Origin of the sequence: Pseudomonas sp. RGM 3321 (genome assembly GCF_022836805.1) — a bacterium.
Lineage (GTDB): Bacteria > Pseudomonadota > Gammaproteobacteria > Pseudomonadales > Pseudomonadaceae > Aquipseudomonas.
Genome location: NZ_JALHBH010000095.1, coordinates 1 through 24625 on the forward strand (window position 1 = coordinate 1; position 24625 = coordinate 24625).

The window sequence follows — 24625 nt, forward strand, 5'->3', positions numbered from 1 at the left end:
TGGATGAATCGGTGCAGATCTACAATAGGGAGCGGCCACACTTATCCCTGAAATACAAAACGCCCGATGCGGTGCATCGGGCGTTTTGAGCGTGAAACAGGTGTAAACCTATTTCAGGACTAGACAGTTGTTTTTTATAAAGTGATGCACGTTCGAGTTTAATTAAACTTGCGGAAAGTTCGGTCAATGTACTTGGAAATCTCCTACGCGCGATGATGTGAGAATCAAAACTCCTCTATGAGTTGCCCTTTGGGGCGAAGGAGTTTTCATGTCGTTCAATACCGCGATCAGCGGCATTCATGCCGCGAACAAAAGGCTGGAGGTGGCCGGTAACAATATTGCCAACTCCGGCACCATCGGGTTCAAGTCCTCGCGTGCGCAGTTCTCGGCGCTGTATTCAGCCAGCCAGTTGGGCAGTGGTCGCAATGCAGTAGGTGATGGCGTACGCCTTGCTTCAACACAGCAGAACTTCAATCAGGGCGAAAGCATGACCACGTCGGGTAATCCGCTCGACATGCGTATTCAGGGCAACGGCTTTTTTGTCGTGAGTGACGGTGGGTCTCTTGCCTATACCCGTGCCGGAGCGTTCCTCAAGGATGCGGCGAACTTCGTCGTCGACAGCGAGGGTGGACGATTGCAGGGTTATGCGGCAAACGAGCAGGGCGAGATCAAGCGTGGGTTGCGCACCGACTTGCAGATTGACACATCGAATGTATCGGCCAGAGCCACCACGCGGGTTGCCGAGAACATCAACCTGGACGCCTCGCTGCCTTCGCTCGCGCGCTTGCCGGTCTTCGATCCGGCCGATCCTGCGACCTACACGCGGGCCGTTGGCCGTACCATTAAGGACGCGGGGTCTGGAGCGGGGACCACTGCGGTGCCCGCGGCGGATCATGAGCTCAAGCAGTATTTCGTCAAGACCGGCGACAGTCAGTGGTCCATGTATGTACTGATCGATGGGCGTAATCCGGTGGACCCGAACAGCGTGGCGCCGTTGCATGTCACCCTTGAGCAACGACCGGACGGATCGCTGTCATACAGCGGCAATAGCCAGCACCTTCGTAAGGTCTCGGACACCGAATTTGCCCTGCAAGGCTGGCGGCCGGCTGAAGAGGTCGATGGTGCCTGGGTCAGTAACGGCGCTGCCAACGGCGGCACAGTGTCGCTGCCGTTGAAGGATGGATCGACCAGCATGCTTGACCCTGGTGATGCGTTGATGGATCGCCCGGTGCCAGCGTTTGATCCGTCGGACCTGAAGACGTACAGCGATATGTTTGCCAATGCGATTTTCGACAGTCAGGGCAATCAGCACGAGCTGAAGCAGTATTTCGTGAAGGACGGCACCAACAGCTGGCGCATTCATGCGCTGATTGATGGTCGCAACCCGCAGATGCCTGATTCCACCGACCCGCTGACGGCGAACATCGTGTTTGATTCTGGCGGCTGGGTACAGTCGTTGACCGGCGGCCCTGGTTTTGCGAGTACCCATAACAATGGTCTGCAACTGACCGGCTGGACACCGGCCATGCCTGCCGAGCGGGTCACGGGGCGAGAACAGTGGGTGTCCAACGGTGCGGCTGGCAGTGCGAAGGGTATCACGATCGACTTCACCAACCTGCTTCAGCACAACGCCGCCAGTTCGCGTTCATCTACTCATGTTGATGGCCACGCGGCGGGGCAGTTGAGCAGCTTGAGCGCGGGGCGCGATGGCATCCTGCGTGCCGGATTTACCAATGGCATGAACAAGAATATCGGTCAGGTGATACTCGCCAGCTTCGCCAATCCGCAGGGGTTGCAGGCGCGCAGTGATACGCGCTGGACCGAATCCGCCGAGTCTGGCGTTGCCGACTACAATGTGCCGGGCGTCGGCACGCTGGGCAGCCTCATCGGTGACGGGCTGGAGGGGTCCAATGTCGTCCTGGCCGATGAACTGATTGCTCTGATCCAGGCGCAGACGGCTTATCAGGCCAACTCCAAGGCGATATCGACAGAGGCGACCGTGATGCAGACGCTGATCCAGTCGACCTGATCAGATTGAACAGTCGGATTTGATGAAGTGACCTTTCAGCCGTGTCCAGCCAGGCCCGGGGCTGGTCTGGGCGCAGACAATCCGGCTGTCGCCCTGCCATTTGTAATAGTGGGCGGGGGCGGCCTGGGCGAGGAGGGCGAAGGTCATCAGGCTCGCGCTCGCGATGCCGGCAATGCACGCACGAAAAGGCATGAGGGTTCCCGTTCAGGGCTGCGGTGTCCGCAAGATTATCACTGTCGGTCCGGTTGTCAGCCCATGCCAATGAAGTTTTTTTGGCGGTGCTCGCTGCTTGATGATCGGCAGGCGGCAGTCCTCCGCCGCTATTGGGTGGCGCTTTGCCCGAAGGGCATCATCGAATGTCGGTTTTTGCTGGTTAATCAGGCATTTGTATCGAGCCTGACAAGTTGGTTCAAAAATTGCTTTAACCCTTTCAGAACAGCTACAGGCGGCAAGCGTCTGTCGGAGGAGGAAGACTGTGGACAAGTTGCTTTACGTCGCAATGAGCGGTGCATCCGAAAACGCGATCGCGCAGAAGGCTCACGCCAACAACCTGGCAAACGTATCAACCAACGGTTTCATGCGTGACCTTGAACAGGCCCGCTCGATGCCGGTGTTTGGCGAGGTCATGCCATCGCGCGCCTATGCGATGAGCGAACGTCCGGGGACCGACTTTTCCTCCGGTGCCATGGTTGAGACCGGCCGTGAACTGGACATCGCCGTCAAGGGTGATGGCTGGATTGCCGTGCAGACTCCCGACGGTGGCGAAGCCTATACCCGCAGCTCCGGCATGAACATCGATGCCCTGGGTGTGTTGCGCGACGGCAGCGGTTTGCCGGTAATGGGCAATGGCGGTCCGATTGCCGTGCCGCCTCAGCAGCAGATCGAGATCGGTGCCGACGGCACGATCAGCATCCGCTCGCTGGGCGAAAGCCCGCAGGTGATGGCGCAGGTCGACCGTATCAAGCTGGTCAAGCCTGACCTCAAGACCATGGAAAAAGGCCCCGATGGCCTGATCCACACCAAGAGCGGCCAGCCTGCTGCTGCCGATGCCACCGTTCAGGTCGAGTCCGGCTTTCTGCAGGCGAGCAACGTCAATGCGGTCGAGGAAATGACCTCGGTGCTGGCCTTGTCCCGTCAATTCGAATTGCACGTCAAGATGATGAAGACAGCCGAAGAAGACGATCAGTCGATGGCTCGCGTCTTGCAACTTGGCTAATCAATGACAGCTTGCGCCGACAAACCGGCGCTTGAGGAGAACACACATGCTTCCTGCACTATACGTCGCTAAAACCGGCCTTGCCGCTCAGGACACCAACCTGACCACTATCTCCAACAACCTGGCGAACGTTTCGACCACAGGTTTCAAGAGTGACCGTGCCGAGTTCCAGGACCTGCTGTACCAGATCAAACGCCAGCCGGGTGCCCAGTCCACTCAGGACAGCGAGCTGCCATCCGGTCTGCAACTGGGTACCGGTGTGCGCATCGTCGGCACGCAGAAGAACTTCACGGCCGGTAGCCTGCAGACCACCAACAACCCGCTGGACCTGGCGGTAAACGGTCGTGGTTTCTTTCAGGTGACCCAGCCGGACGGCACTGTTGCCTACAGCCGCGACGGTACTTTTCACCTGGACGCCAACGGCCAGATCGTGACTGCCAACGGCTACGCCCTTGAGCCTGCGATTGTCGTTCCGCAGAACGCCCAGACTTTCACAGTCGGTCAGGACGGTACTGTTTCCGTCACGCTGGCCGGTGCAACCGCCACTCCGCAGATCATCGGCAACATCCAGACCGCTGACTTCATCAACCCGGCTGGCCTGCAGGCCATCGGCGGCAACCTTTATCTGGAAACCGGTTCAAGCGGCGCGCCGCAGATCGGCACGCCAGGCCTCAACGGCCTGGGCCCGACCCTGCAGAACACCCTGGAAAACTCCAACGTCAGCACTGTTGAGGAGCTGGTCAACATGATCACCACCCAGCGTGCTTACGAGATGAACTCCAAAGTAATCTCGACCGCCGACCAGATGCTGCAGAACCTGACTCAGAACCTGTAAGTGTTTGATGTTGTCGCTCGTAAAACTGCTCAATCCGACGGGGCGCCTGATAAGCGCCTGTTACACCGCGAGGTTTCAAGTGTCATGAACCGCCTTAGTGTTCCGCGTTTTTCAGTGTTGATCGCTTCATTGTGCGGGATCACCCTGCTGTCTGGCTGCGTTGCGCCGACGGCCAAGCCCAATGACCCTTATTACGCTCCGGTGTTGCCGCGTACACCCATGTCGGCCGCTGCCAACAATGGTGCCATCTATCAAGCCGGTTTCGAGCAGAACCTGTATGGCGACCGCAAGGCTTTCCGTATCGGCGATATCATCACCATCACGCTTTCCGAGCGTATGGCAGCCAGCAAGGCGGCAACTTCGGCCATGACCAAGGACAGCACCAACAGTATTGGTCTGACCTCGCTGTTCGGTTCGGGCCTGACTACCAACAACCCGATTGGTGGCAATGACCTGAGCCTTAACGCAGGTTATACCGGCGCTCGTACTACCAAGGGCGATGGCAAGGCCGCACAAAGCAACAGCCTGACCGGTTCGGTCACTGTGACTGTGGCGGATGTGTTGCCCAATGGCATTCTGGCGGTGCGCGGCGAGAAGTGGATGACCCTCAATACCGGTGACGAGCTGGTGCGTATTGCCGGGCTGGTTCGGGCTGATGACATCGCCACCGACAACACTGTGTCGTCCACCCGTATTGCCGATGCACGTATTACCTATTCGGGGACTGGAGCCTTTGCCGATACCAGCCAGCCAGGCTGGTTCGACCGGTTCTTCCTCAGCCCGTTGTTCCCTTTCTGATAGCGGGATAGACATGATCAAGCTCAAGCAACTGATAGCGGCGACCTTGTTGTTGTCCACAGCGTTCGGCGTTCACGCCGAGCGTCTTAAGGACATCGCAAGCATCTCCGGCGTGCGGGCCAACCAGTTGATCGGTTACGGTCTGGTCGTGGGTCTCAATGGTACGGGCGACCAGACCACCCAGACCCCGTTCACCCTGCAGACGTTCAACAACATGCTGTCGCAGTTCGGCATCAAGGTGCCGTCCGGTTCCGGCACTGTGCAGTTGAAAAACGTTGCAGCAGTTGCTGTGTACGCGGATCTGCCAGCGTTCGCCAAACCGGGTCAGACGGTCGATATCACCGTTTCCTCGATCGGTAACTCCAAGAGCCTGCGCGGCGGTGCGCTGTTGATGACGCCAATGAAGGGTGTCGACGGCAATGTCTACGCCATCGCACAGGGCAACCTGGTGGTCGGCGGTTTTGATGCGGAAGGTCGTGACGGTTCGAAAATCACTGTCAACGTTCCGTCGTCGGGCCGTATTCCCGGTGGTGCTTCGGTCGAGCGCTCGGTGCCGAGCGGCTTCAATCAGGGTAATACCCTGACCCTCAACCTGAACCGGTCCGACTTCACCACTGCCAAGCGGATTGTGGACAAGATCAATGAGCTGCTCGGCCCTGGCGTTGCTCAGGCGCTGGACGGCGGCTCGGTACGTGTGACCGCGCCGCTTGATCCGGGTCAGCGTGTCGACTACCTGTCGATTCTGGAGAACCTGGAAGTCGATCCTGGCCAGACCGCTGCCAAGGTCATCATCAATTCGCGGACCGGCACTATCGTGATTGGTCAGAACGTCAAGGTTTCGCCTGCTGCCGTAACGCACGGCAGCCTGACCGTGACCATCACCGAAGACCCGATTGTAAGCCAGCCGGGCGCATTGTCCGGTGGCCAGACGGCGGTCGTGCCGCGTTCGCGGGTCAATGCCCAGCAGGAACTGCACCCGATGTTCAAATTCGGCCCAGGCACCACGCTGGACGAGATTGTGCGTGCGGTCAATCAGGTCGGCGCTGCGCCCGGTGACCTGATGGCCATCCTCGAAGCCCTTAAGCAGGCCGGCGCGTTGCAAGCCGACCTGATCGTCATCTGAGGACTCGATTATGGACATGCCCAAGAGCGGAATTTCGTCAGCGGTCGACTCCGGTGCCTACACCGACGTCAACCGTCTGGCAGCGTTGAAGCATGGCGACAAGGACAGCGTGGCCAACCAGAAGAAGGTTGCTCAGGAGTTCGAGTCGCTGTTCGTCAGCCAGATGCTCAAGGCCATGCGCTCGGCCAACGAAGTGCTGGCCAAGGACAACCCGATGAACACCCCGGCGACGCGGCAGTATCAGGACATGTATGACCAGCAATTGGCGGTCACCCTGTCCACCCGTGGCAACGGCATCGGTTTGCAGGATGTGCTGATGCGTCAGCTGTCCAAGGACAAGGGTATTCAGCACGCAGCGCCGAACGATACGACAGCCACGCCTGCAACGACTGGCGATACGACCCCGGCCAAAACCGGGCTGGCGACCAGTGTCTATCAGCGTCCGCTGTGGGCCACGCGCTCGGCGGCGGCAGATCAGGCGGCTGCCGCAGTTTCGGCATCCGGTGATGGACGCAATGACATGGCGGCGCTCAACTCGCGTCGTCTGTCGTTGCCAACCAAGCTAACCGACCGATTGCTGGCCGGCATCGTGCCTTCCGCCACAGCAGCTGTCAGCAACAGCCCGGTGCCTGCTCGCGCAACGGCCAGCAGCAATGGCAACAACGGCGACTGGACGCTCGACCCCAACCTGGCTCCCGCGCCTGAGTACGTGCGTTCCATGGCCCAGCCACCGCTGGCACCGGCCAAGCGCGCATTCAGCAGTGCTGACCAGTTTGTCGAAACGATGTTGCCGCTCGCCAAGGAAGCGGCCGCACGCATTGGCGTCGATCCGGTGATGCTGGTGGCGCAGGCTGCGCTGGAAACCGGCTGGGGCAAGTCGATCATGCGTCAGCAGGATGGCAGCAGCAGTCATAACCTGTTCGGCATCAAGGCGGCGGGTAGCTGGAAAGGCGCTGAAGCGCGCGCCATTACCAGTGAGTTCCGTGACGGCAAGATGGTCAAGGAAACCGCAGACTTCCGTTCCTACGATTCCTACGCCGACAGCTTCCACGACCTGGTCAGCCTGTTGCAGAACAACAATCGGTATAAAGAAGTGGTCAATTCGGCCGATAAACCGGAACAGTTTGTAAAAGAATTGCAGAAGGCCGGGTATGCAACTGACCCGGCCTACGCCAGCAAGATTTCGCAGATCGCGAAGCAGATGAAGAGTTACCAGACTTACGCTGCTGCATCGGGCTCTTCCACGACTTTATAAGGTTTTGAATCATGTCGCTGATTTCAATTGGGCTCTCAGGTATCAATGCCAGCAGTGCCGCGATCAACACTATCGGTAACAACACGGCCAACGTGGATACCGCCGGTTACTCGCGTCAGCAGGTAATGACCACGGCTTCGGCACAGATCAATATCGGCCTGGGTGTCGGCTACATCGGCACCGGTACGACGCTGTCCGACGTGCGTCGTATCTACAACAGCTACCTTGATGCCCAATTGCAAACCAGTACTGCCCTGAGCGCGGACGCGGTTGCGTACTCCGGCCAGGCCAGCAAGACCGATACACTGCTGTCCGACAGCGCGACTGGCGTGTCCACGCAGCTGGCTGACTTTTTCACCAAGATGCAGGGCATTGCGACCAACGCTACGCAGTCGTCGGACCGTTCGGCATTCCTGACTCAGGCTTCTGCGTTGAGCTCGCGCTTCAATTCGGTCGCTTCGCAGTTGTCGTCGCAGAATGACAACGTCAATGCCCAGCTCACCACCTTCACCAAACAGGTCAACGAGCTGACCACGACCCTGGCAAGCCTGAACAAACAGATCACTCAGGCAGGGGCTGGCAACACCACGCCCAACTCGCTGCTCGATTCGCGCAATGAGACTGTGCGCCAGCTCAACGGGCTGGTGGGTGTCAAGGTAATCGAGAACAACGGCAACTACGATATCTACACCGGTACGGGCCAATCGCTGGTCAGCGGTGGCACGTCGTACACCATGTCGGCGACCCCGAGCCCTGCCGATCCTCTGCAGTACAACGTACAAATCGCTTACGGCCAGACCAAGACTGACGTCACCTCGGTGATCAGCGGTGGCTCGATTGGCGGTCTGCTGCGCTATCGCTCCGATGTGCTGGTGCCTGCGACCAATGAGCTGGGCCGTGCCGCGATGGTGTTGGCCGATCAGGTCAACAGCCAGATGAGCCAGGGCATCGACAGCAAAGGCAACTTCGGTTCCAGCCTGTATGCCAACATCAATAGTGCCGACGCCATTTCGCAGCGCAGTACCGGCAAGACCACCAACAGCGCCGGTTCCGGCAACCTGGACGTGACCATTGGCGATACCAGCAAACTGACCGCCGACGATTACGAAGTCACCTTCAGCGACGCCTCCAACTTCACGGTTCGTCGCCTGCCCAACGGCGAAAGCGTCGGCACCGGTGCGCTGACTGACAACCCGCCCAAACAGTTCGACGGCTTCAGTGTCAGCCTCAATGGCAATGCGCTGGCTGCTGGCGACGTTTTCAAGGTTACTCCAACACGCAACGGTGCCTCGGGTATCTCGGTGGTGTTGACCGATCCCAAGGACATTGCAGCGGCCGCACCATTGACAGCGACTGCCGGGTCCAGCAACTCGGGCACAGGTGGCTTCACGCAGCCAGTGCTCAATACCAAATCGGACATCTACGACAGCGTTCAGACCTCTGACCTGCGTAACGCGATCAAAGACTCCGCGCCGATGAAGCTGGTGATGGGTGCGGTCAGCAGTACCGGTGTGCAGAGCTACACGCTGATCAATGCCAGTGGTGCGCCTGTGCTTGACCAGAATGGCAGCGCGGTGAGTGGCACGATCATTCAGGGTCAGAGCAACGCTGTAAAGCTGAGCATCGGTTACACCGACAACACCACTACACCAGCTGGCAAGACGGCGTTCGAAGTGCAGATGACCCTGTCCGGTTCGCCATTGGTCAATGACACGTTCAGCATCGGCCTGACCGGTGCCGGCTCTTCGGACAACCGCAACGCGCTGGCAATGGTAGGGTTGCAGACGGCCAAGACCGTCGGCGTCACCAACGGCGGCGTGGGCACCAGCCTGTCCGGCGCTTACGCCGATCTGGTCTCGGTCGTCGGTACATTGGCAGGGCAGGGCAAGAGCGATGTCACCGCCAGCGCTGCCGTCGTTGCACAGGCCAAGTCCGCGCGTGATTCGGTCTCGGGCGTGTCGCTCGATGAAGAAGCGGCCAACCTGATCAAGTATCAGCAGTACTACACGGCCTCTTCGCAGATCATCAAGGCGGCCCAAACCATTTTCAGCACGCTGATCAACAGCCTTTAAGGAGTCGTGAACCATGCGGATCTCAACTACCCAGTTCTACGAATCCACCAACACCAATTATCAGCGTACGTATTCGAATGTGCTCAAGACCAGTGAAGAGGTCTCCAGCGGCATCAAACTCAACACCGCCAGCGATGATCCGGTGGGTGCTGCACGTGTCCTGCAACTGGCTCAGCAGAACTCCATGCTGACCCAGTACGCGTCGAACATCGGCACGATCAATACCAACATCGTCAATTCCGAGACTGCGCTGACCAGCATCGTCGATACGATGCAGACGGCCCGTGAAGTGATCGTATCGGCAGGCAACGGTGCTTACACCGATTCCGACCGCCTGGCCAAGGCCGCTGAACTCAAACAGTATCAGAGCCAGCTTCTCGGCTTGATGAACAGCCAGGACTCCAACGGCCAGTATATTTTTGCCGGGTCCAAGTCTTCGGCACCGCCGTACGCGCAGAATGCCGATGGCACTTACAGCTATAGCGGGGACCAGACCAGCGTCAATCTGGCAATTGGTGATGGCCTGGTTTTACCGAGCAACACCACAGGCTATGAAGCGTTCGAACAAGCCGTCAACACTACCCGTACGTCTTCGACGCTGCTTTCGCCTGCGACCGACGACGGCAAGGTCGGCCTGACTGGCGGCCAGGTTACGTCCACCAGCGCTTACAACTCGGGCTATCAGGCTGGCGAACCGTACACCATGACGTTCCTCAGCGGTACGCAGTTCAAGATTACCGATGCCAGCGGCACCGATGTCACGACCGATGCGTCAACTGCCGGTAAATTCAGCTATAGCTCGTTCGCTGATCAGACCTTCACCTTCCGCGGTGTAGAGCTGACCATGAACATCAACCTGTCAGCCGCCGAATCTGCCACGCCTGCAACGGCCGCTACGGCACTGACCAATCGCAGCTATGAACTGGCCTCGACGCCAGACACGGTCTCGACTTCGCGCAGCCCGGGCAACACGTCGGCCGCCACTATCAGCAGTTCGGCAGTGGGCAACACAACGGCTGACCGCACGGCGTTCAACAACACTTTTCCGCCCAATGGTGCGATTCTCAAGTTCACCAGCGCCACTGCCTACGACCTGTATGCGTCGCCCGTCACCAGCAGCAGCAAGCCGGTGTCGAGTGGCACGTTGACCGGTTCGACGGCCAATGCGTCGGGCGTCAATTTTACGGTCAGCGGGACGCCAGCAGCCGGTGATCAGTTTGTCGTGGAGTCCGGCACGCACCAGACCGAGAACATCCTGAACACGCTGACAGCGGCGATCAAGGCGTTGTCGACACCCACTGACGGCAATCTGGTTGCCTCGCAAAAGCTTGATGCCGCATTGGGCTCCGCGCTAGGCAACATTGCCAGCAGCATCGATCAGGTTTCCACAGCGCGCTCCGCCGGCGGCGCACGCCAATTGGCGGCGACGGCGCAAGGCACGACCAACGAGCTGCTCAAGGGCAACAACACGGTTGAGCAGGGCACTTATGTCAACGCCGATATTGTTGAGGCCACTACCCGATTGACGTTGCAGAAGACCATGCTGGATGCCTCTCAGCAGGTATTCGTCCAGTTGTCCAAGCTGAACCTGTTCAGCCAGCTGTAACCCTGGTATTGAGCATCCGCCGTCTTTATTTCAGCGGTGAGGGAGGTTACTTGACCGGTAGCTTCCCGCCGCTCGCGAGTCTGCAATAGTGAATTCAGTCCCCCTCGTCAGTATCGTCATTCCCGCCCTCAATCCCCGGTTCTTCCGCGCCGCGCTACAAAGTGCCTTGAATCAGGTTTACGACAACCTGGAAATCATTGTCTGCGACGATTGCCGCACCGATGAAATCAAGGCCGTTTTCGACGAACTGGTGCCCGCATCCAGCAACCTCGCACGTTATGTGCGCAACCCGCAGCGGCTGGGGTTTCAGGGCAATCTGCTGAAGTGCCTTGAAGAATCGCGCGGCGAATACATCAAGTTTCTGTGTGACGACGACCGCCTCTTTCCGTACTTCATCGCTAACCAGGCAGGCGTTCTGGATGCCTATGAGGACGTGAGTCTGGTCGTTGGCCGACGACATCTGGTCGACATCGATGACTACGTATTGCCACCCCGTCTGGAAAACGTCGGGCTCGTGCCCTACGACGCCGTGTTCAAAGGCGAGGACATGCTGGCGATTTTCGAGCGTACGCCACGCAATTATCTGGGTGGGTTCAGTGCTGCTCTGATGCGCCGGGCCGATGTTATGGAGTACCTGCCTTCGATTGCCCAGTCGGGACAGGGGTTTATCGCGCTGCTGGATTTTGCGCTGTTCATATGCCTGTTGCGCCGTGGCAACCTGGTCGCGCTGCACACTATTCAAAACGTCGAGCGCCGGCACCCGGATCGTTTCAGCGGCCAGCCCGACGTGATTCAAAAGGCCGCCACTGAATGGAGCTGGCTGAACGAAATGCTCAAGGCACGTAGCGGTGAGCAGGCCCCGGCCCAGGGCTGGGTGCGCTTTCTGCCCTTGCGCAAGGCGCTGGAACAGCCCCGTGAGTGGGACGAGGTCGGTCTTTACGGGATAATGGCCAGTCGTCAGGGTGTCATGCACAGCCGGGTGGGCAGCAAGAGCGAAACCTACGCCGAGCTTTACACCGAGTGGCTGTCGTGTCGGCAATTTACCGCCCCGCAGAGAAAACTGATCGAGAAACGCATCGGACACTGGACGTGGCAGCCGCGCATCGTTCCGGTGGTCGTTGACCCGTTTGGCGATGCCGAAGGGCTGGATATCACCCTACGCAGCATTGCCGAGCAGGATTACGCCGCTGATTCAGTGGTTGTGTTGACCAATGCCGATGTTGACGATCCGCAGGTGCTGCGCTTCTCGTTGCAGCCGGATTGGGCACGCCAACTGAACGAAGTGCTGCCGCTGCTGGAGAGCGCCGACTGGGTTTATCTGCTGCGTGCCGGGGACCGGCTGACTCAGCCGTCACTGCTGGTGCTGGCAGAGCGAGTCGCGCAAAGCGAGGGCCTGTTGTGCGTTTACAGCGACGAAGGCGCTCTGGTCGATGGGAAATCCAGCGAGCCGATCTTCAAGCCTGATTTCAACCTGGACCTGATGCGGGCCTATCCTTACGTTGGCCGCACGCTGGCGTTCCAGCGCCGCAATCTGCTGGACACAGGCGGCTTCGACCCTGTACACGGCGAACTGGCACCGCACGATTTCATCTGGCGTCTGGTGGAACGCGTCGGGCCTCAGTCTGTCGAACACATCGCCGAGGTTCAGGTTGAATCGACCCTGACCTACGCTGAATGGCTTTCGCTGCCCCAGGTGATCGAGCATAACGAGTCGGTCGTATCGGCCCATCTTTCGCGCATTGGCCGAGAGCACGTCATCCACCATGATCAGCTGCCACTGCTGAACCGGATCGAATACCGGCATGCTACAAGCCCGCTGGTATCGGTGATCATTACCACCCGGGATCAACTGGCAGCTCTGGAGCGGTGTGTAGAAAGCCTGCTCAGCAACACGACTTACCCTTATTTTGAAGTGCTGATCGTCGACAATGCCAGCGAGAGCGCTGATACCCGCGCCTGGTTTGCCGCGATGAGTGAGCTGGGCAGCGACAAGCTGCGCATTTATGCGCTGACCGAGCCTGGCAGCGAAGCCAGTGCTCAGAACCTCGCCGCCCGGCACGCCAACGGCGATTATCTGCTCATGCTCAGCCCGCATGCTGTGCTGCATCAGGCTGACTGGCTGCAAAGTCTGCTTAACCACGCCCAGCGTCCCGAGGTGGGCATCGTCGGGCCACGAATCCTCACCCCGCAAGGCAATATTCTGTACGCAGGGATGGTGATGGGCATGGACGGGCTGGCGGGGCGGCCCTTCATCAATTATCCGGCAGGCTCAAGCAGCTACATGCAGCGTCTGCAGTTGACGCAGAACTGGAGCGCGGTCAGTGGCAATTGCCTGATGGTCCTCAAGGAAGTTTTCGACCAGGCAGGCGGCATGCAAGCTGCAACCTTCACTCAAGGGCTACAGGATCTGGACCTGTGCATGCGGGTCGGGCGTGACGGCTACCTGATTGTCGGCACACCCGATTCGTCACTGGTATTGGCCGAGCCTGCCGCCGCCGAGCGCTCTGAAACGTCTCGTCAGGCGCTGGATAAAGAGCAGCAATCGTTCTTTGAAAAATGGCTGCCGAAGATGGCTCGGGACCCGGCCTATAACCCCAATCTTCACCTCAGTGAAGTGCAGGCTTTCGATCTTGACCCAGGTCTGCAAGTGGGCTGGGAGCCGTTCTGCACCCGCCATCTGCCTTCGATTCTGGGCATGCTGGTCAACTCGTCGGCAGTGGGTCATTACCGTGTCAGCCAACCGTTGCTTGAGCTGGTAGCGGCCGGGCGAGTGTCCGGGCGAATGACCTATGAGTCTATGTCGCCTGTCGAGGTCGAACGCCAGTCTCCGGACGTCATCGTCTTTCAAGGACGTTATTCCGAACCCAAGATCAAAGATATCGTTCTGGCCAAGAGCTACTCCAGTGCCATGCGCATTTTTGAACTGGATGACTACATCATCGATGTGCCCGAGCGAAACGAGCACCGGCGCAGCATGCCCGACAACATTGCCGAGATGCTGCGCAAGGGCATAGGTCTGTGCGACCGCGTGGTGGTGTCTACCCAGCCGCTGGCTCAGGTGCTGTCGAGCATGCACAGCGACATTCGTGTGGTGCCGAACATGTTGGCGACGCACTTGTGGAGCAGCCTTAAAAGCCAGCGCCGCACCTCCGGCAAGCCGCGGATCGGCTGGGGCGGGGGAACCAGTCATCGCGGCGACCTGGAATTGATTGTTGATGTCGTGCGTGAACTGGCCGATGAAGTCGAATGGGTGTTCTTCGGCATGTGCCCGGACTTGCTCAAGCCTTACATTCATGAGTATCACACAGCTGTAAGCCTGCAAACCTACCCGGCCAAACTGGCCAGCCTGAACCTTGATCTGGCCCTGGCACCGCTGGAATTCCATATCTTCAATGACTGCAAGAGCAATCTGCGTCTGCTGGAGTACGGTGCGTGCGGCTACCCGGTCATTTGTTCGGACACCGAGGCGTACCGCGGCCATTTGCCGGCTACGCGGGTCTACACCAACAGCTCCGAAGAATGGTTGCAGGCGATTCGCATGCACCTGTCAGACCCCAATGCGAGCTATCGTATGGGCGACGAATTGCGCGAAACGGTCTTGCGCGATTTCATGTTGCGTGGAGAAAACCTGCAATATTGGGCTAACGGCTGGTTGCCCGACTGACCCCACCTGTTTGATGCGCTCCAGCCACTGATGGCTGGGGCTGTGTTGTTTGCTCTTGCGTTGGCCGGGTCTTTTGGTTATCAGGGTTGCTTCTGGTCACCAGAATTAGAGACGCCATCGGCACGCTATCAAGGAAAGCTCATGCAAAGCCATTCTGGAAATGAAACCACACCGTTGAGCCAACGTCTGACGCTGCTGTTGCTCGCCGAGAATCAGCCGCATTTCCTGCGTCGTGCGCTGAAGTACTACAGCAGTTATCCGTGCAATGTGATTGTGGTCGATGCCTCGCCTGCGCCGGACGCGCAGGTCGCCGAGAGTGCCGGGCTGCAGTACATCCATAACGCCGCACTCAGTGAAACCGGTCTCAGCGCCAGAATTGCAGAAGGCCTCAAGCATGTGTCCACGCCCTTCGTGGTGTACGCACAGGTCGACAGTTTTCTGCTGCCTGATGCGCTGACCGAGGCCGTGAGTTTCCTTGAAAGCAACGAACGTTACGGCGCTTGCCAAGGCTACAGCCTGGGTTACAGGGCCTACGTCGACCACGTGGATTATTTCCGCCGTGACCGTAAGGTTCATGAGGACTACGCATCTGATCAGGCCAGTGAGCGGCTTCTGGGCTTCATGGGGCAAAGCCTGTCGCTGCTCAATGCCGTGACCCGGACCGGGCTGGCGCGTCAGTGGTTCACTTCAGTGCCTGAAAGTACAGAGCTGCACTGGCAGGAAATCGGCCATATGACCTTTCTGGTTGCGGCTGCAGCATTGCGCATACTGCCCATCCCCTACGCGTTGCACGTCAATGCTGGCAAGGAGGCAGAGCATCGCTATGGTGCCGCCATCGCAGGCGCAGTCAAGCACATCGACCCCAAGGCCAAAGCCGAGCGCGAAACGCTCGCGCGTCTGCTTGTCTCGTCTCTGGGCGACGCCAGTGGCCTGGAAGGTGAGCTGGGCGAGCAGCACATACTGGCCGGCCTCGCAGCAATGGCTGAATGTCTGGAAACCCAGCCGTATCAGGGCGGCGAAAAAATCATCAGCTCTGTGTGGAACGTTGCTCTGGCAGAGGTGGACGCGCAGTTCGAGCCTCGCCAGTTCGTTGAACTGCCGTTCTATAACCAGCCGTTGTTCGACGAACTGGCGCGAGTCGAGTTTCTGATCCATCTATTGCCGGCAGGGCATGTGCAGATGGAAGGGCTGGAAGCCGTGCTGGTCAAGCACGCCGAGCTGTTGCGTGTACAGAGCAACCCGGACGCCGAGTCGATTTTGAGTCGTCTGTGGCAAGCCTATGCACACTACGCCTTCAGTCACAGCGTCGTGCAACGTCTGGCCGAAGAGTTGGGCAAGTCCGAGGACGAGGAAGACATCGAATGCGCTGAGCGTATTGTTGCCTGGGGTCAGCGTCTGCAGGCTGATTCCGCTTTCGATAACAGCCAGCTGTTGCGTGGCATGCCTTCCGGCAAGTTGCTCGACTGGCTCGATTCGCGTGATCCGGCACCGGCACAACTGAAAAAGCTCACCACGCAGCTGGCGCGTCGGCCAGCCGGTTCGCAAATCGGTATTTTGCTGCTTGATCTGGAAGCCGACGTGTTCAAGCTGCAGGCAACCTTCGACAGCCTGATCAACAGCCATTATCGAGCGTTCAAGGTCGTGGTATTCACCACCGGTGATCTGCCTGCAACCACCAGCTTGAACGACACCCTGCACTTCGTCAAAGTCGCCGAAAACAATTATGTCGACAAGATCAATCAGGTCGTCAAACAGGCTTCCAGCGACTGGTTGATGCTGGTACAGGCGGGTGAAGAGTTCACCCGCAGCGGTCTGCTGCTGGCCAGTGCCGAGTTGATTGACGCCGGACAATGCCGAGCCGTAGCTGTGGATGAGATTCACCGTCAAGCCAACGGCACCCTTGCGCCATTGTTCCGTCCGGGCTTCAACCTTGATCTGCTGCAAAGTGTGCCGACACTGGCCGCTCGGCACTGGCTGATTCGTCGCCAATTGCTGGTCGAGGCGGGCGGCTATTCGCGAGAGTTTCCCAAGGCGCTGGAATTCGACCTGCTGCTGCGTCTGATCGAGCAAGGCGGCATGAGCGGTCTGGCTCATTTGAGCGAGCCGGTACTGATCTGCGATGCCCCCGAACTCGAAGACAATCAGGACGAGCAAAAGGCGCTGACACGTCACCTGGGGCAGCGTGGTTATCAGGCTGAGGTCAGTTCGGCGTTGCCCGGCACCTACAAAATCGATTATCGCCATGCCCATCGGCCGGCGGTCTCGATTCTGCTCCACAGCCAGGACAATCTGCCGGAACTGCAACGTTGCCTGCACAGTATCCTGCAACGCACCCGCTATCAGCGCTATGAAGTGCTGATCGGTGATAACGCCAGCACCTCTGCCGAATTGTCGACCTGGCTCGACCAGCAGCAACAGCTGTCCAGCCGGGTACGCGTATTCCGCGCCGAGCAGCGTGTCAGCACGGCTGCCTTGCGCAATCTGGTCAGCCAGGAAGCCAAGGGCGAGTACCTGATTCTGCTGGATGCCGAAAGCCAGATCGTCAATGTCGGCTGGATCGAGTCGTTGCTCAACCAGGCACAGCGTCCGGAAGTGGGCGTGGTCGGCGTGCGTCTGGTGGACCGTGAAGGAACCATTACCCAGGCAGGTCTTGTTCTGGGACTCAATGGCGGTGTCGGTTCCGGCTTCGTTGGCGAACCGAAGACGTCACGTGGCTATATGCAGCGACTGGTGGTCGAGCAGAACTACTCCGCCGTGTCATCGGCCTGCCTGATGATTGCCAAGGCGTTGTACGACTCACTGGACGGGCTGGACGAAGAGGCTTTCGCCGAGTCGCTGGGCGATGTCGACTTGTGCCTGAAGGCTGCACAGGCGGGCTATCTGACCGTCTGGACCCCGCATGTTCAGGTGGTGCATTCAGGAGTGGTAAATGCTCCCGAACCAGTGCTTGGCGCGCTGAGCGGAAAGTGGGCGGCGCAGTTTGCCCAGGACGAAGCCTATAACGCCAATCTAGATCTCAACGGCAAGGGGTTCACGCTGGCTGTTTAAGCTGCATGCTTCATGCGATCCGGCTGTTTTACGGCCGGATCGTCTGCCTCCTGCTGCGGCGTCATTTTGTTTTTTCCCTCCGCCAATAATCGCAAAGCGTACAAACCGGCGTGACCTGCGGGTCATAACGTGCATCTTCACTGTATTGTGTTACAGGGAGCGACACGCGCCTGGCTTGCTTTCACATGCCTTGCGCCCTGAAAATGTCTGCAATCACCCTTATTCGGTAGCGCCCTGATCTTATCGGGACGAAAAATGACCTGTTTACTCATCGGGAAGCCATGATGATTGGCATTAAAAGCATAGCGAGTTACGTGCCCACTGCTGGCGTGGATAACTACGCTCAAGGTGCCAGTTTCGGCAAGGATGAAGATTTCATCCTCGGGAAAATCGGTTCCACGTTTCTGCCGCGTAAAGACGCTGGCCAGGAAACCTCGGACCTGTGCGTTGAAGCGGCCAATACCCTGTTTGCCAACAACCCGCAGCTCAAGCGCGAAAGTATTGACGTTTTGATCGTCGTCACCCAGAACGGCGACGAAGAGGGGCTGCCGCATACCGCAGCCATCGTTCAGGACAAACTGGGTCTGTCGACCAATGTCGCTGCGTTCGACATTTCGCTGGGCTGTTCCGGCTATGTCTATGGCATCTACGCGATCAAGGGGTTCATGGAAGCGGCAGGGCTGAAAAACGGTCTGCTGATAACCGCTGACCCGTATTCGAAAATCGTCGACCCGCAGGACCGCAACACCACCATGTTGTTTGGCGATGCAGCCACAGCGACCTGGATGGGCGAGGACGCTGCCTGGCAACTGGGCAAGGCTAAATTCGGCACCGACGGTTCGGGTGCGCCGCACTTGAAGGTCAGCAACGGCGTGTTTTTCATGAACGGTCGCCAGGTGTTCAATTTTGCGCTGCTGAAAGTACCGGCGCACCTGCACGAGCTGTTGGGAGAGTCAGACCTGACGCCTGACGATATCGATGCATTCTGCATTCACCAGGGCAGCGCTGCCATTGTTGATGCCGTGGCACGCCGCTTTGAAGACAAGCCCGAGAAGTTTCTCAAGGACATGGTTGAGACGGGTAACACCGTATCGTCGAGTATTCCATTGCTGATTGAAAAGCACGTACTCAACTCTTCGTGGCATCGAGTAGCGCTGAGCGGTTTTGGCGTGGGGCTTTCCTGGGGTTCTGCGATTATCTATAAAGCCTGAATCGCCGCAGGCTAAAACAGCGCCCGTGACTAGTTCACCGGGCGCTTTTTTTTGAATAATCGATTCTGGTCACATTTTTGAACTTCTACAGTGGTCTGCTCTTTCTGGAACGTGAAGTTCAGACAACGGGTTTCCTCGCGTCATGTTGGTTTGGTTTCGCCTCAAACCCTTGTTTTATAAGGGGTGCAGGCATGATGGCAAAATATTCAAAAAAAACACTCAAGCAACCTGCCATCGCGACGATAACTATTACGAAGGTTCTCTAGGCACACCCGGCGCTTGCAGGGGCCGGAAGCCACGTAGTACCAAACCAACGAGGAATTCATCATGGCTTTAACAGTAAACACCAACGTAGCATCGTTGAACGTCCAGAAGAACCTGGGTCGCGCTTCCGACGCACTTTCGACCTCGATGACTCGTCTGTCTTCCGGTCTGAAAATCAACAGCGCCAAAGACGACGCTGCCGGCCTGCAAATCGCTACCAAGATCACTTCGCAGATCCGCGGCCAGACTATGGCGATCAAAAACGCCAACGACGGTATGTCCCTGGCGCAGACCGCTGAAGGCGCTCTGCAAGAGTCGACCAACATTCTGCAGCGTATGCGTGAACTGGCTGTTCAGTCGCGAAACGACAGCAACAGCTCCACTGACCGTGACGCGCTGAACAAAGAATTCACCGCGATGAGTTCCGAGCTGACCCGTATCGCTCAAAGTACCAACCTGAACGGCAAGAACCTGCTTGACGGTTCCGCCAGCACCATGACTTTCCAGGTTGGTTCCAACTCTGGCGCTTCGAACCAGATCACCCTGACTCTGAGCGCAAGCTTTGACGCCAACACCCTGGGTGTCGGTTCCGCTGTGACCATCGCTGGTTCCGATAGCACCACTGCAGAGACCAACTTCTCTGCCGCTATCGCCGCCATCGACTCGGCTCTGCAGACCATCAACTCCACCCGTGCTGACCTCGGTGCTGCACAAAACCGTCTGACCAGCACTATCTCCAACTTGCAGAATATCAACGAAAACGCCAGTGCTGCACTGGGTCGCGTACAAGATACCGACTTCGCTGCTGAAACTGCACAGCTGACCAAGCAACAGACCCTGCAACAGGCTTCCACCTCTGTTCTGGCTCAGGCTAACCAGCTGCCATCCGCTGTACTGAAGCTGCTTCAGTAATAGCGACATGAGTTTTAGCGGGGGAGTGCGTAATAGCGCTCTCTCGCTTTTTTACTTTCGGAGGTGATGGTTATGGATATGAGTGTAAAGTTGAACGTTTCTTATCCGGCCGCCCAACCGGCGAGTCAGGCTCCAGTGCCAGACAAGTCTGTTGACAAGCCTGCCGATACGCCGTCAGTCGAGCGTGTTGCCGCCACGGCGGAAAGTAAAGGCTCAGATCTGCACAAGGATGACTCCCACGACGAGGCGAAAGTCAAAGCCGCGGCAGAAGACATCCAGAAATTTTTTCATTCGGTGAAGCGCAATCTCGAGTTTTCGATCGATGAAGCTTCTGGCAAAGTGATCGTCAAGGTCATTGCCAGTGACTCGGGTGAAGTGGTAAGACAAATTCCCAATGCAGAAATCCTGAAACTGGCCGATAGCCTGAGTGATGCGAACAGTTTGTTGTTCCGCGCCAAGGCCTGATTGTCAGTACGGTATTTGTTGCTGTTTTACGAGACCTGTGAAAAGGCGGTGAAACCGGCGACATTCTTGAAGGGAGAGGCAAAATGGCTAGTCCAATTACATCTACAACAGGCCTGGGTTCGGGTCTGGCAATCACGTCCATCGTTGAAGGTCTGGTGGGTGCCGAGAAAGCGCCCAAGCAAAACCAGATCGACAAGCAAACCGCCGCTACAACCGCATCGCTGTCGGGTGTGAGTCAGTTGACGTCGGCACTGGCTGCGTTCCAGAAAACCCTGGATACCCTGGGCAGCTCCACGACGCCTGCGTTTCAGGGCTTTGCTGCGACATCTGCCAACGAGGCGGTGGTCAAGGCAACTGCCAGTAACACGGCCGTCAACGGCACTTACGCGATCGGTGTCACCCAGCTGGCGACGCCTTCCAAGGTGGCCACAGCCGCGCTGAATTCCACGCAGGCGAGTGCTATTCCGAGTGGTACCCTGAAAATCACTCAGAATGGCACTGACTACGATGTCAAGATCGACAAGGCCTCGACGTTGCAGGAAGTGCGCGACAAGATCAACTCGTCGCTGCAGGGTAAGGGCATTACTGCCAACATCATCAACGACGACAATGGTGCCAGGCTGGTATTCAGCTCGACGACCACTGGCAAGGGCAGTGACATTTCGGTCGTGGGTGCTTCCGGTCAGGAAGCGCTGAATATCGACGGCACAAAGTTGATGAGCGATACCAGCACGGGGACCGATGCCAGCGGCAAGGCTATCCCCGGTGCTGGCGCGATTACTGCGACCGCCAAGGACGCTGCTTTCACTGTCGACGGCCTGAGCCTGACCAGCAAGACGAATACAATCAGTACCGCGATTTCCGGCCTTACTTTCGATCTGGTCGCGCCAACTGCTGCTGGAGCAACCACTACCGTGACGGTGGCCACCAACACCGATGGGTTGAAAGCGTCGCTGCAGTCCTTCGTGGACTCCTACAACACGCTGGCCACCCTGGTGACTTCCCTGACCAAGGGTTCGATCAGCGACAAAGGCGTTTATACGGCGGCCGCCCTTACCGGCGATGCTACGCCGCGCGCGCTGCTGGCGACTATTCGTGATCAGCTGGCGAGTGCCTCTTCAAGTGCGGGCCTCAGTGCTCTTTCGCAGTTGGGCATCAAGACCCAGCAGTCCAACGGTACGCTGTCACTGGACACTGCTACATTCACCGCAGCGCTGAACGATAAAAAACTGGGCAGCCAGATTCAGACGATGTTCACCGGTACCGGGGCAACAAATGCCGACGGTACGGTTGATGGTGGCCTGGTCTCGCGTATGACCAAAGCGCTTCTGCCCTACACGTCGTCTGACGGTGTTCTGGCCAGCAAGACGAGCAGTCTCAATAAAATACAGACCCGTATTGCCAGTGATCAGGACGCTCTTGATCGTCGTATTGCCAGCTTGACGACCAGTCTGACCAAGAAATACAACGCCATGGACCTGGTGGTCGGGCAGCTCAAGGCGACCGCTACCAGTATCACTTCGATCTTCGAAGCGATGAACGCGCAGAAAAACGCTTCGTAAATTCGTTTTACAGAAGTTTCAAGAACCCGACTTCGAGTCGGGTTTCTGCTTTTGGGCTAAAGTTTCTGCGCGATGCGTCGATAGCTTGGGTATCAGTATTATGGATTTGCGACGAGGTCCCCCTTATGAATCCGATGTTAGCGTTGCGGCAGTATCAGAAGATCGGCTCCCAGGCTCAGACCTCGGAAGCCAGTCCTCACCGTCTGGTTCAAATGTTGATGGAGGGTGGCCTCGACCGTATCGCCCAAGCCAAGGGTGCCATGGCACGCAAGGACGTCGCCAACAAAGGCGTGTTCATCAGCAAGGCGATCGGCATCGTAGGCGGTCTGCGTGAAGGGCTGGATCTGGAGAACACCCCCAGCGAAGCGTTGGTCAGGCAAGACAGCCTCTATCACTACATGATGACGCGCCTGGCCGAGGCCAACGCACGCAACGATCAGAAGATTCTCGACGAGGTTGCCGGGCTGCTGATCACCGTCAAGGAAGGCTGGGACGCTATCGGTACCGCACAAGCACAACAATAAGTTGCTGCCCTGAGGAGAACAACAAGATGAGTGCTGCGCTCAAGCGTATCGAAGAAACCCGGGAAGCCCTGGTGGGGGCGCTTGCCGAACGCGACTGGGAAGCTATCGTCAAACTTGACCTGGCGTGTCGCGAATGTGTCGATGCGGTGGTCAGCGAAGCGCCTGCTGACGAACCGGCTCTGCGCAGCAATCTCGAGGAGTTGTTGGGGGTCTACAGACAACTGATTGATGTTGCAACCGGGGAGCGTCAAGCAGTCGTCGATGAAATGACTCAAATCCAGAATGCGAAGAACGCGTCGAAGGTATACCATCTGTTCGGTTAATGTTTAATTGTCATTTTTATTGTTCGACAAGAATTTCGCCATAAATTTGACTGTGTTCGTTTTTTTGACTTAACTAGTGATGTTTACTATTTTCTGGCGTCTCAAGGTTTATACAGCTGAGATGCCAAGCTGCCCCCCAATCATGGGCATTGAGTTGACTAGGGAAGTTGCTATTGCATGTGGCGTGAAATCAAGATTCTGCTAATCGATGACGATAGCCAGCGCCGCCGGGATCTGGCGGTTATCCTGAATTTTCTTGGCGAAGAAAACCTCTCCTGTTCAAGCCAGGACTGGCAGCAGGTGGTTGGCTCTCTGGCATCTCCGCGAGAAGTCCTTTGTGTACTGGTCGGTAGCGTAAGTGCTCCGGGCAGCCTTCAAGGGCTTCTTAAGACCATCGCAGCATGGGATGAGTTCCTTCCTGTGCTGCTTATGAGCGAAAATTCTTCTGTCGAGCTGCCGGAGGACCTGCGCAGGCGGGTTCTTTCCGCGCTCGAAATGCCGCCCAGCTACAGCAAGCTGCTCGATTCCCTGCACCGTGCCCAGGTCTATCGCGAGATGTACGATCAGGCCCGTGAGCGTGGGCGTCATCGTGAGCCGAACCTGTTCCGCAGTCTGGTGGGGACCAGTCGCGCGATTCAGCATGTGCGGCAGATGATGCAGCAGGTCGCCGACACCGATGCCAGCGTATTGATTCTCGGTGAATCGGGGACCGGCAAGGAAGTTGTAGCGCGCAACCTGCACTATCACTCCAAGCGCCGCGATGCGCCATTTGTGCCGGTCAACTGCGGTGCCATTCCGGCCGAGCTGCTCGAAAGCGAGCTGTTCGGGCATGAGAAGGGCGCGTTTACCGGGGCGATCACCAGTCGTGCGGGCCGTTTCGAGCTCGCCAACGGCGGTACGCTGTTCCTCGATGAAATCGGCGACATGCCGCTGCCCATGCAGGTCAAGTTGCTGCGCGTGTTGCAGGAACGCACTTTCGAGCGCGTGGGTAGCAACAAGACGCAGAGCATCGACGTGCGCATTATTGCCGCGACGCACAAGAATCTCGAAAACATGATCGAGCTTGGCAGCTTTCGCGAAGATCTTTATTACCGTCTCAACGTGTTCCCCATCGAGATGGCACCGTTGCGCGAACGTGTCGAAGACATTCCGCTGTTGATGAACGAGCTGATTTCGCGCATGGAGCACGAAAAGCGCGGCTCGATTCGTTTCAACTCCGCCGCCATCATGTCGCTGTGTCGTCATGCCTGGCCGGGCAACGTTCGCGAGCTGGCCAACCTGGTCGAGCGCATGGCGATCATGCACCCGTACGGCGTGATCGGCGTGGCCGAGCTGCCGAAGAAATTCCGCTATGTCGATGACGAAGACGAGCAGATGGTCGACAGCATGCGCAGCGATATCGAAGAGCGCGTTGCCATCAACAGCAACACGCCGAACTTCGCGTCGGGCGCAATGCTGCCGCCTGAAGGTCTGGATCTGAAGGACTATCTGGGTGGCCTGGAGCAGGGCCTGATTCAGCAGGCGCTCGACGATGCCAACGGCATTGTTGCCCGCGCTGCAGAGCGTTTGCGGATTCGTCGTACCACGCTGGTCGAGAAGATGCGCAAGTACGGTATGAGCCGTCGTGAAGGTGATGAACAGGCAGATGATTGACGCCTGTCTGTAGCGCCAAAAATCAAGCCCCTGAATTTTCAGGGGTTTTTTTTCGGCACGAGGAT

At 57.9% G+C, this 24625-nt stretch carries 18 protein-coding genes; 17 read left to right on the forward strand and 1 reads right to left on the reverse strand.

What is annotated here, in order from left to right; translation table 11 throughout:
• Positions 1-268 precede the first annotated feature (268 nt).
• Positions 269-2029 (forward strand): flagellar hook protein FlgE, encoded by a 1761-nt coding sequence (locus RGM3321_RS05755; RefSeq protein WP_244391973.1) that lies wholly within the window; start codon positions 269-271, stop codon positions 2027-2029.
• Here RGM3321_RS05755 and RGM3321_RS05760 read toward each other — a convergent pair whose 3' ends face one another.
• On the reverse strand, positions 2030-2221 hold the full coding sequence (locus tag RGM3321_RS05760; RefSeq protein ID WP_122271347.1) for a hypothetical protein: 192 nt from the start codon (positions 2219-2221) through the stop codon (positions 2030-2032).
• Between the two features lie 283 nt (positions 2222-2504).
• On the opposite strand from RGM3321_RS05760, the gene RGM3321_RS05765 reads away from it, so the two are divergent.
• The 16 genes from RGM3321_RS05765 (at position 2505) to fleQ (ending at position 24560) form a co-directional block, all read left to right on the forward strand.
• On the forward strand, positions 2505-3245 hold the full coding sequence (locus RGM3321_RS05765) for a flagellar basal body rod protein FlgF (protein WP_058401318.1): 741 nt from the start codon (positions 2505-2507) through the stop codon (positions 3243-3245).
• Positions 3246-3291: 46 nt separating this feature from the next.
• A complete protein-coding gene (flgG, locus tag RGM3321_RS05770; protein WP_002554310.1) occupies positions 3292-4080 on the forward strand; it encodes a flagellar basal-body rod protein FlgG in 789 nt (262 codons plus the stop codon).
• Between the two features lie 84 nt (positions 4081-4164).
• Complete coding sequence (gene flgH, locus RGM3321_RS05775; RefSeq protein ID WP_002554309.1) at positions 4165-4878, forward strand: flagellar basal body L-ring protein FlgH; 714 nt, start codon at positions 4165-4167, stop codon at positions 4876-4878.
• Between the two features lie 13 nt (positions 4879-4891).
• The gene (locus RGM3321_RS05780) at positions 4892-6001 is read left to right on the forward strand and encodes a flagellar basal body P-ring protein FlgI (RefSeq protein ID WP_003404340.1); all 1110 of its coding nucleotides are present in this window, start codon (positions 4892-4894) and stop codon (positions 5999-6001) included.
• A gap of 10 nt (positions 6002-6011) precedes the next feature.
• Positions 6012-7256 (forward strand): flagellar assembly peptidoglycan hydrolase FlgJ, encoded by a 1245-nt coding sequence (gene flgJ, locus RGM3321_RS05785; protein WP_244391975.1) that lies wholly within the window; start codon positions 6012-6014, stop codon positions 7254-7256.
• A gap of 11 nt (positions 7257-7267) precedes the next feature.
• The gene (gene flgK, locus RGM3321_RS05790; RefSeq protein ID WP_244391977.1) at positions 7268-9328 is read left to right on the forward strand and encodes a flagellar hook-associated protein FlgK; all 2061 of its coding nucleotides are present in this window, start codon (positions 7268-7270) and stop codon (positions 9326-9328) included.
• 13 nt (positions 9329-9341) lie between these two features.
• Positions 9342-10934 (forward strand): flagellar hook-associated protein 3, encoded by a 1593-nt coding sequence (locus tag RGM3321_RS05795; RefSeq protein ID WP_244391979.1) that lies wholly within the window; start codon positions 9342-9344, stop codon positions 10932-10934.
• An 88-nt stretch (positions 10935-11022) separates the two neighbouring features.
• The gene (locus tag RGM3321_RS05800) at positions 11023-14598 is read left to right on the forward strand and encodes a glycosyltransferase (RefSeq protein WP_244391981.1); all 3576 of its coding nucleotides are present in this window, start codon (positions 11023-11025) and stop codon (positions 14596-14598) included.
• Between the two features lie 141 nt (positions 14599-14739).
• Positions 14740-17646 (forward strand): glycosyltransferase, encoded by a 2907-nt coding sequence (locus RGM3321_RS05805; RefSeq protein WP_244391983.1) that lies wholly within the window; start codon positions 14740-14742, stop codon positions 17644-17646.
• Positions 17647-17930: 284 nt separating this feature from the next.
• A complete protein-coding gene (locus RGM3321_RS05810; protein WP_002554302.1) occupies positions 17931-18857 on the forward strand; it encodes a ketoacyl-ACP synthase III in 927 nt (308 codons plus the stop codon).
• 327 nt (positions 18858-19184) lie between these two features.
• Complete coding sequence (locus tag RGM3321_RS05815; protein ID WP_002554301.1) at positions 19185-20033, forward strand: flagellin domain-containing protein; 849 nt, start codon at positions 19185-19187, stop codon at positions 20031-20033.
• Between the two features lie 72 nt (positions 20034-20105).
• The gene (locus tag RGM3321_RS05820) at positions 20106-20498 is read left to right on the forward strand and encodes a flagellar protein FlaG (RefSeq protein ID WP_002554300.1); all 393 of its coding nucleotides are present in this window, start codon (positions 20106-20108) and stop codon (positions 20496-20498) included.
• Between the two features lie 83 nt (positions 20499-20581).
• On the forward strand, positions 20582-22060 hold the full coding sequence (gene fliD / locus RGM3321_RS05825) for a flagellar filament capping protein FliD (protein WP_244391989.1): 1479 nt from the start codon (positions 20582-20584) through the stop codon (positions 22058-22060).
• Positions 22061-22185: 125 nt separating this feature from the next.
• On the forward strand, positions 22186-22584 hold the full coding sequence (gene fliS / locus RGM3321_RS05830; RefSeq protein ID WP_244391991.1) for a flagellar export chaperone FliS: 399 nt from the start codon (positions 22186-22188) through the stop codon (positions 22582-22584).
• Positions 22585-22610: 26 nt separating this feature from the next.
• Positions 22611-22907, forward strand: coding sequence for a flagellar protein FliT (gene fliT, locus RGM3321_RS05835; RefSeq protein WP_244391993.1), 297 nt, complete (start codon positions 22611-22613; stop codon positions 22905-22907).
• 177 nt (positions 22908-23084) lie between these two features.
• Positions 23085-24560 carry a transcriptional regulator FleQ gene (gene fleQ / locus RGM3321_RS05840; protein WP_002554296.1) on the forward strand — a complete coding sequence of 492 codons (1476 nt, stop codon included), beginning with the start codon at positions 23085-23087 and terminating at the stop codon, positions 24558-24560.
• Positions 24561-24625: the final 65 nt, after the last annotated feature.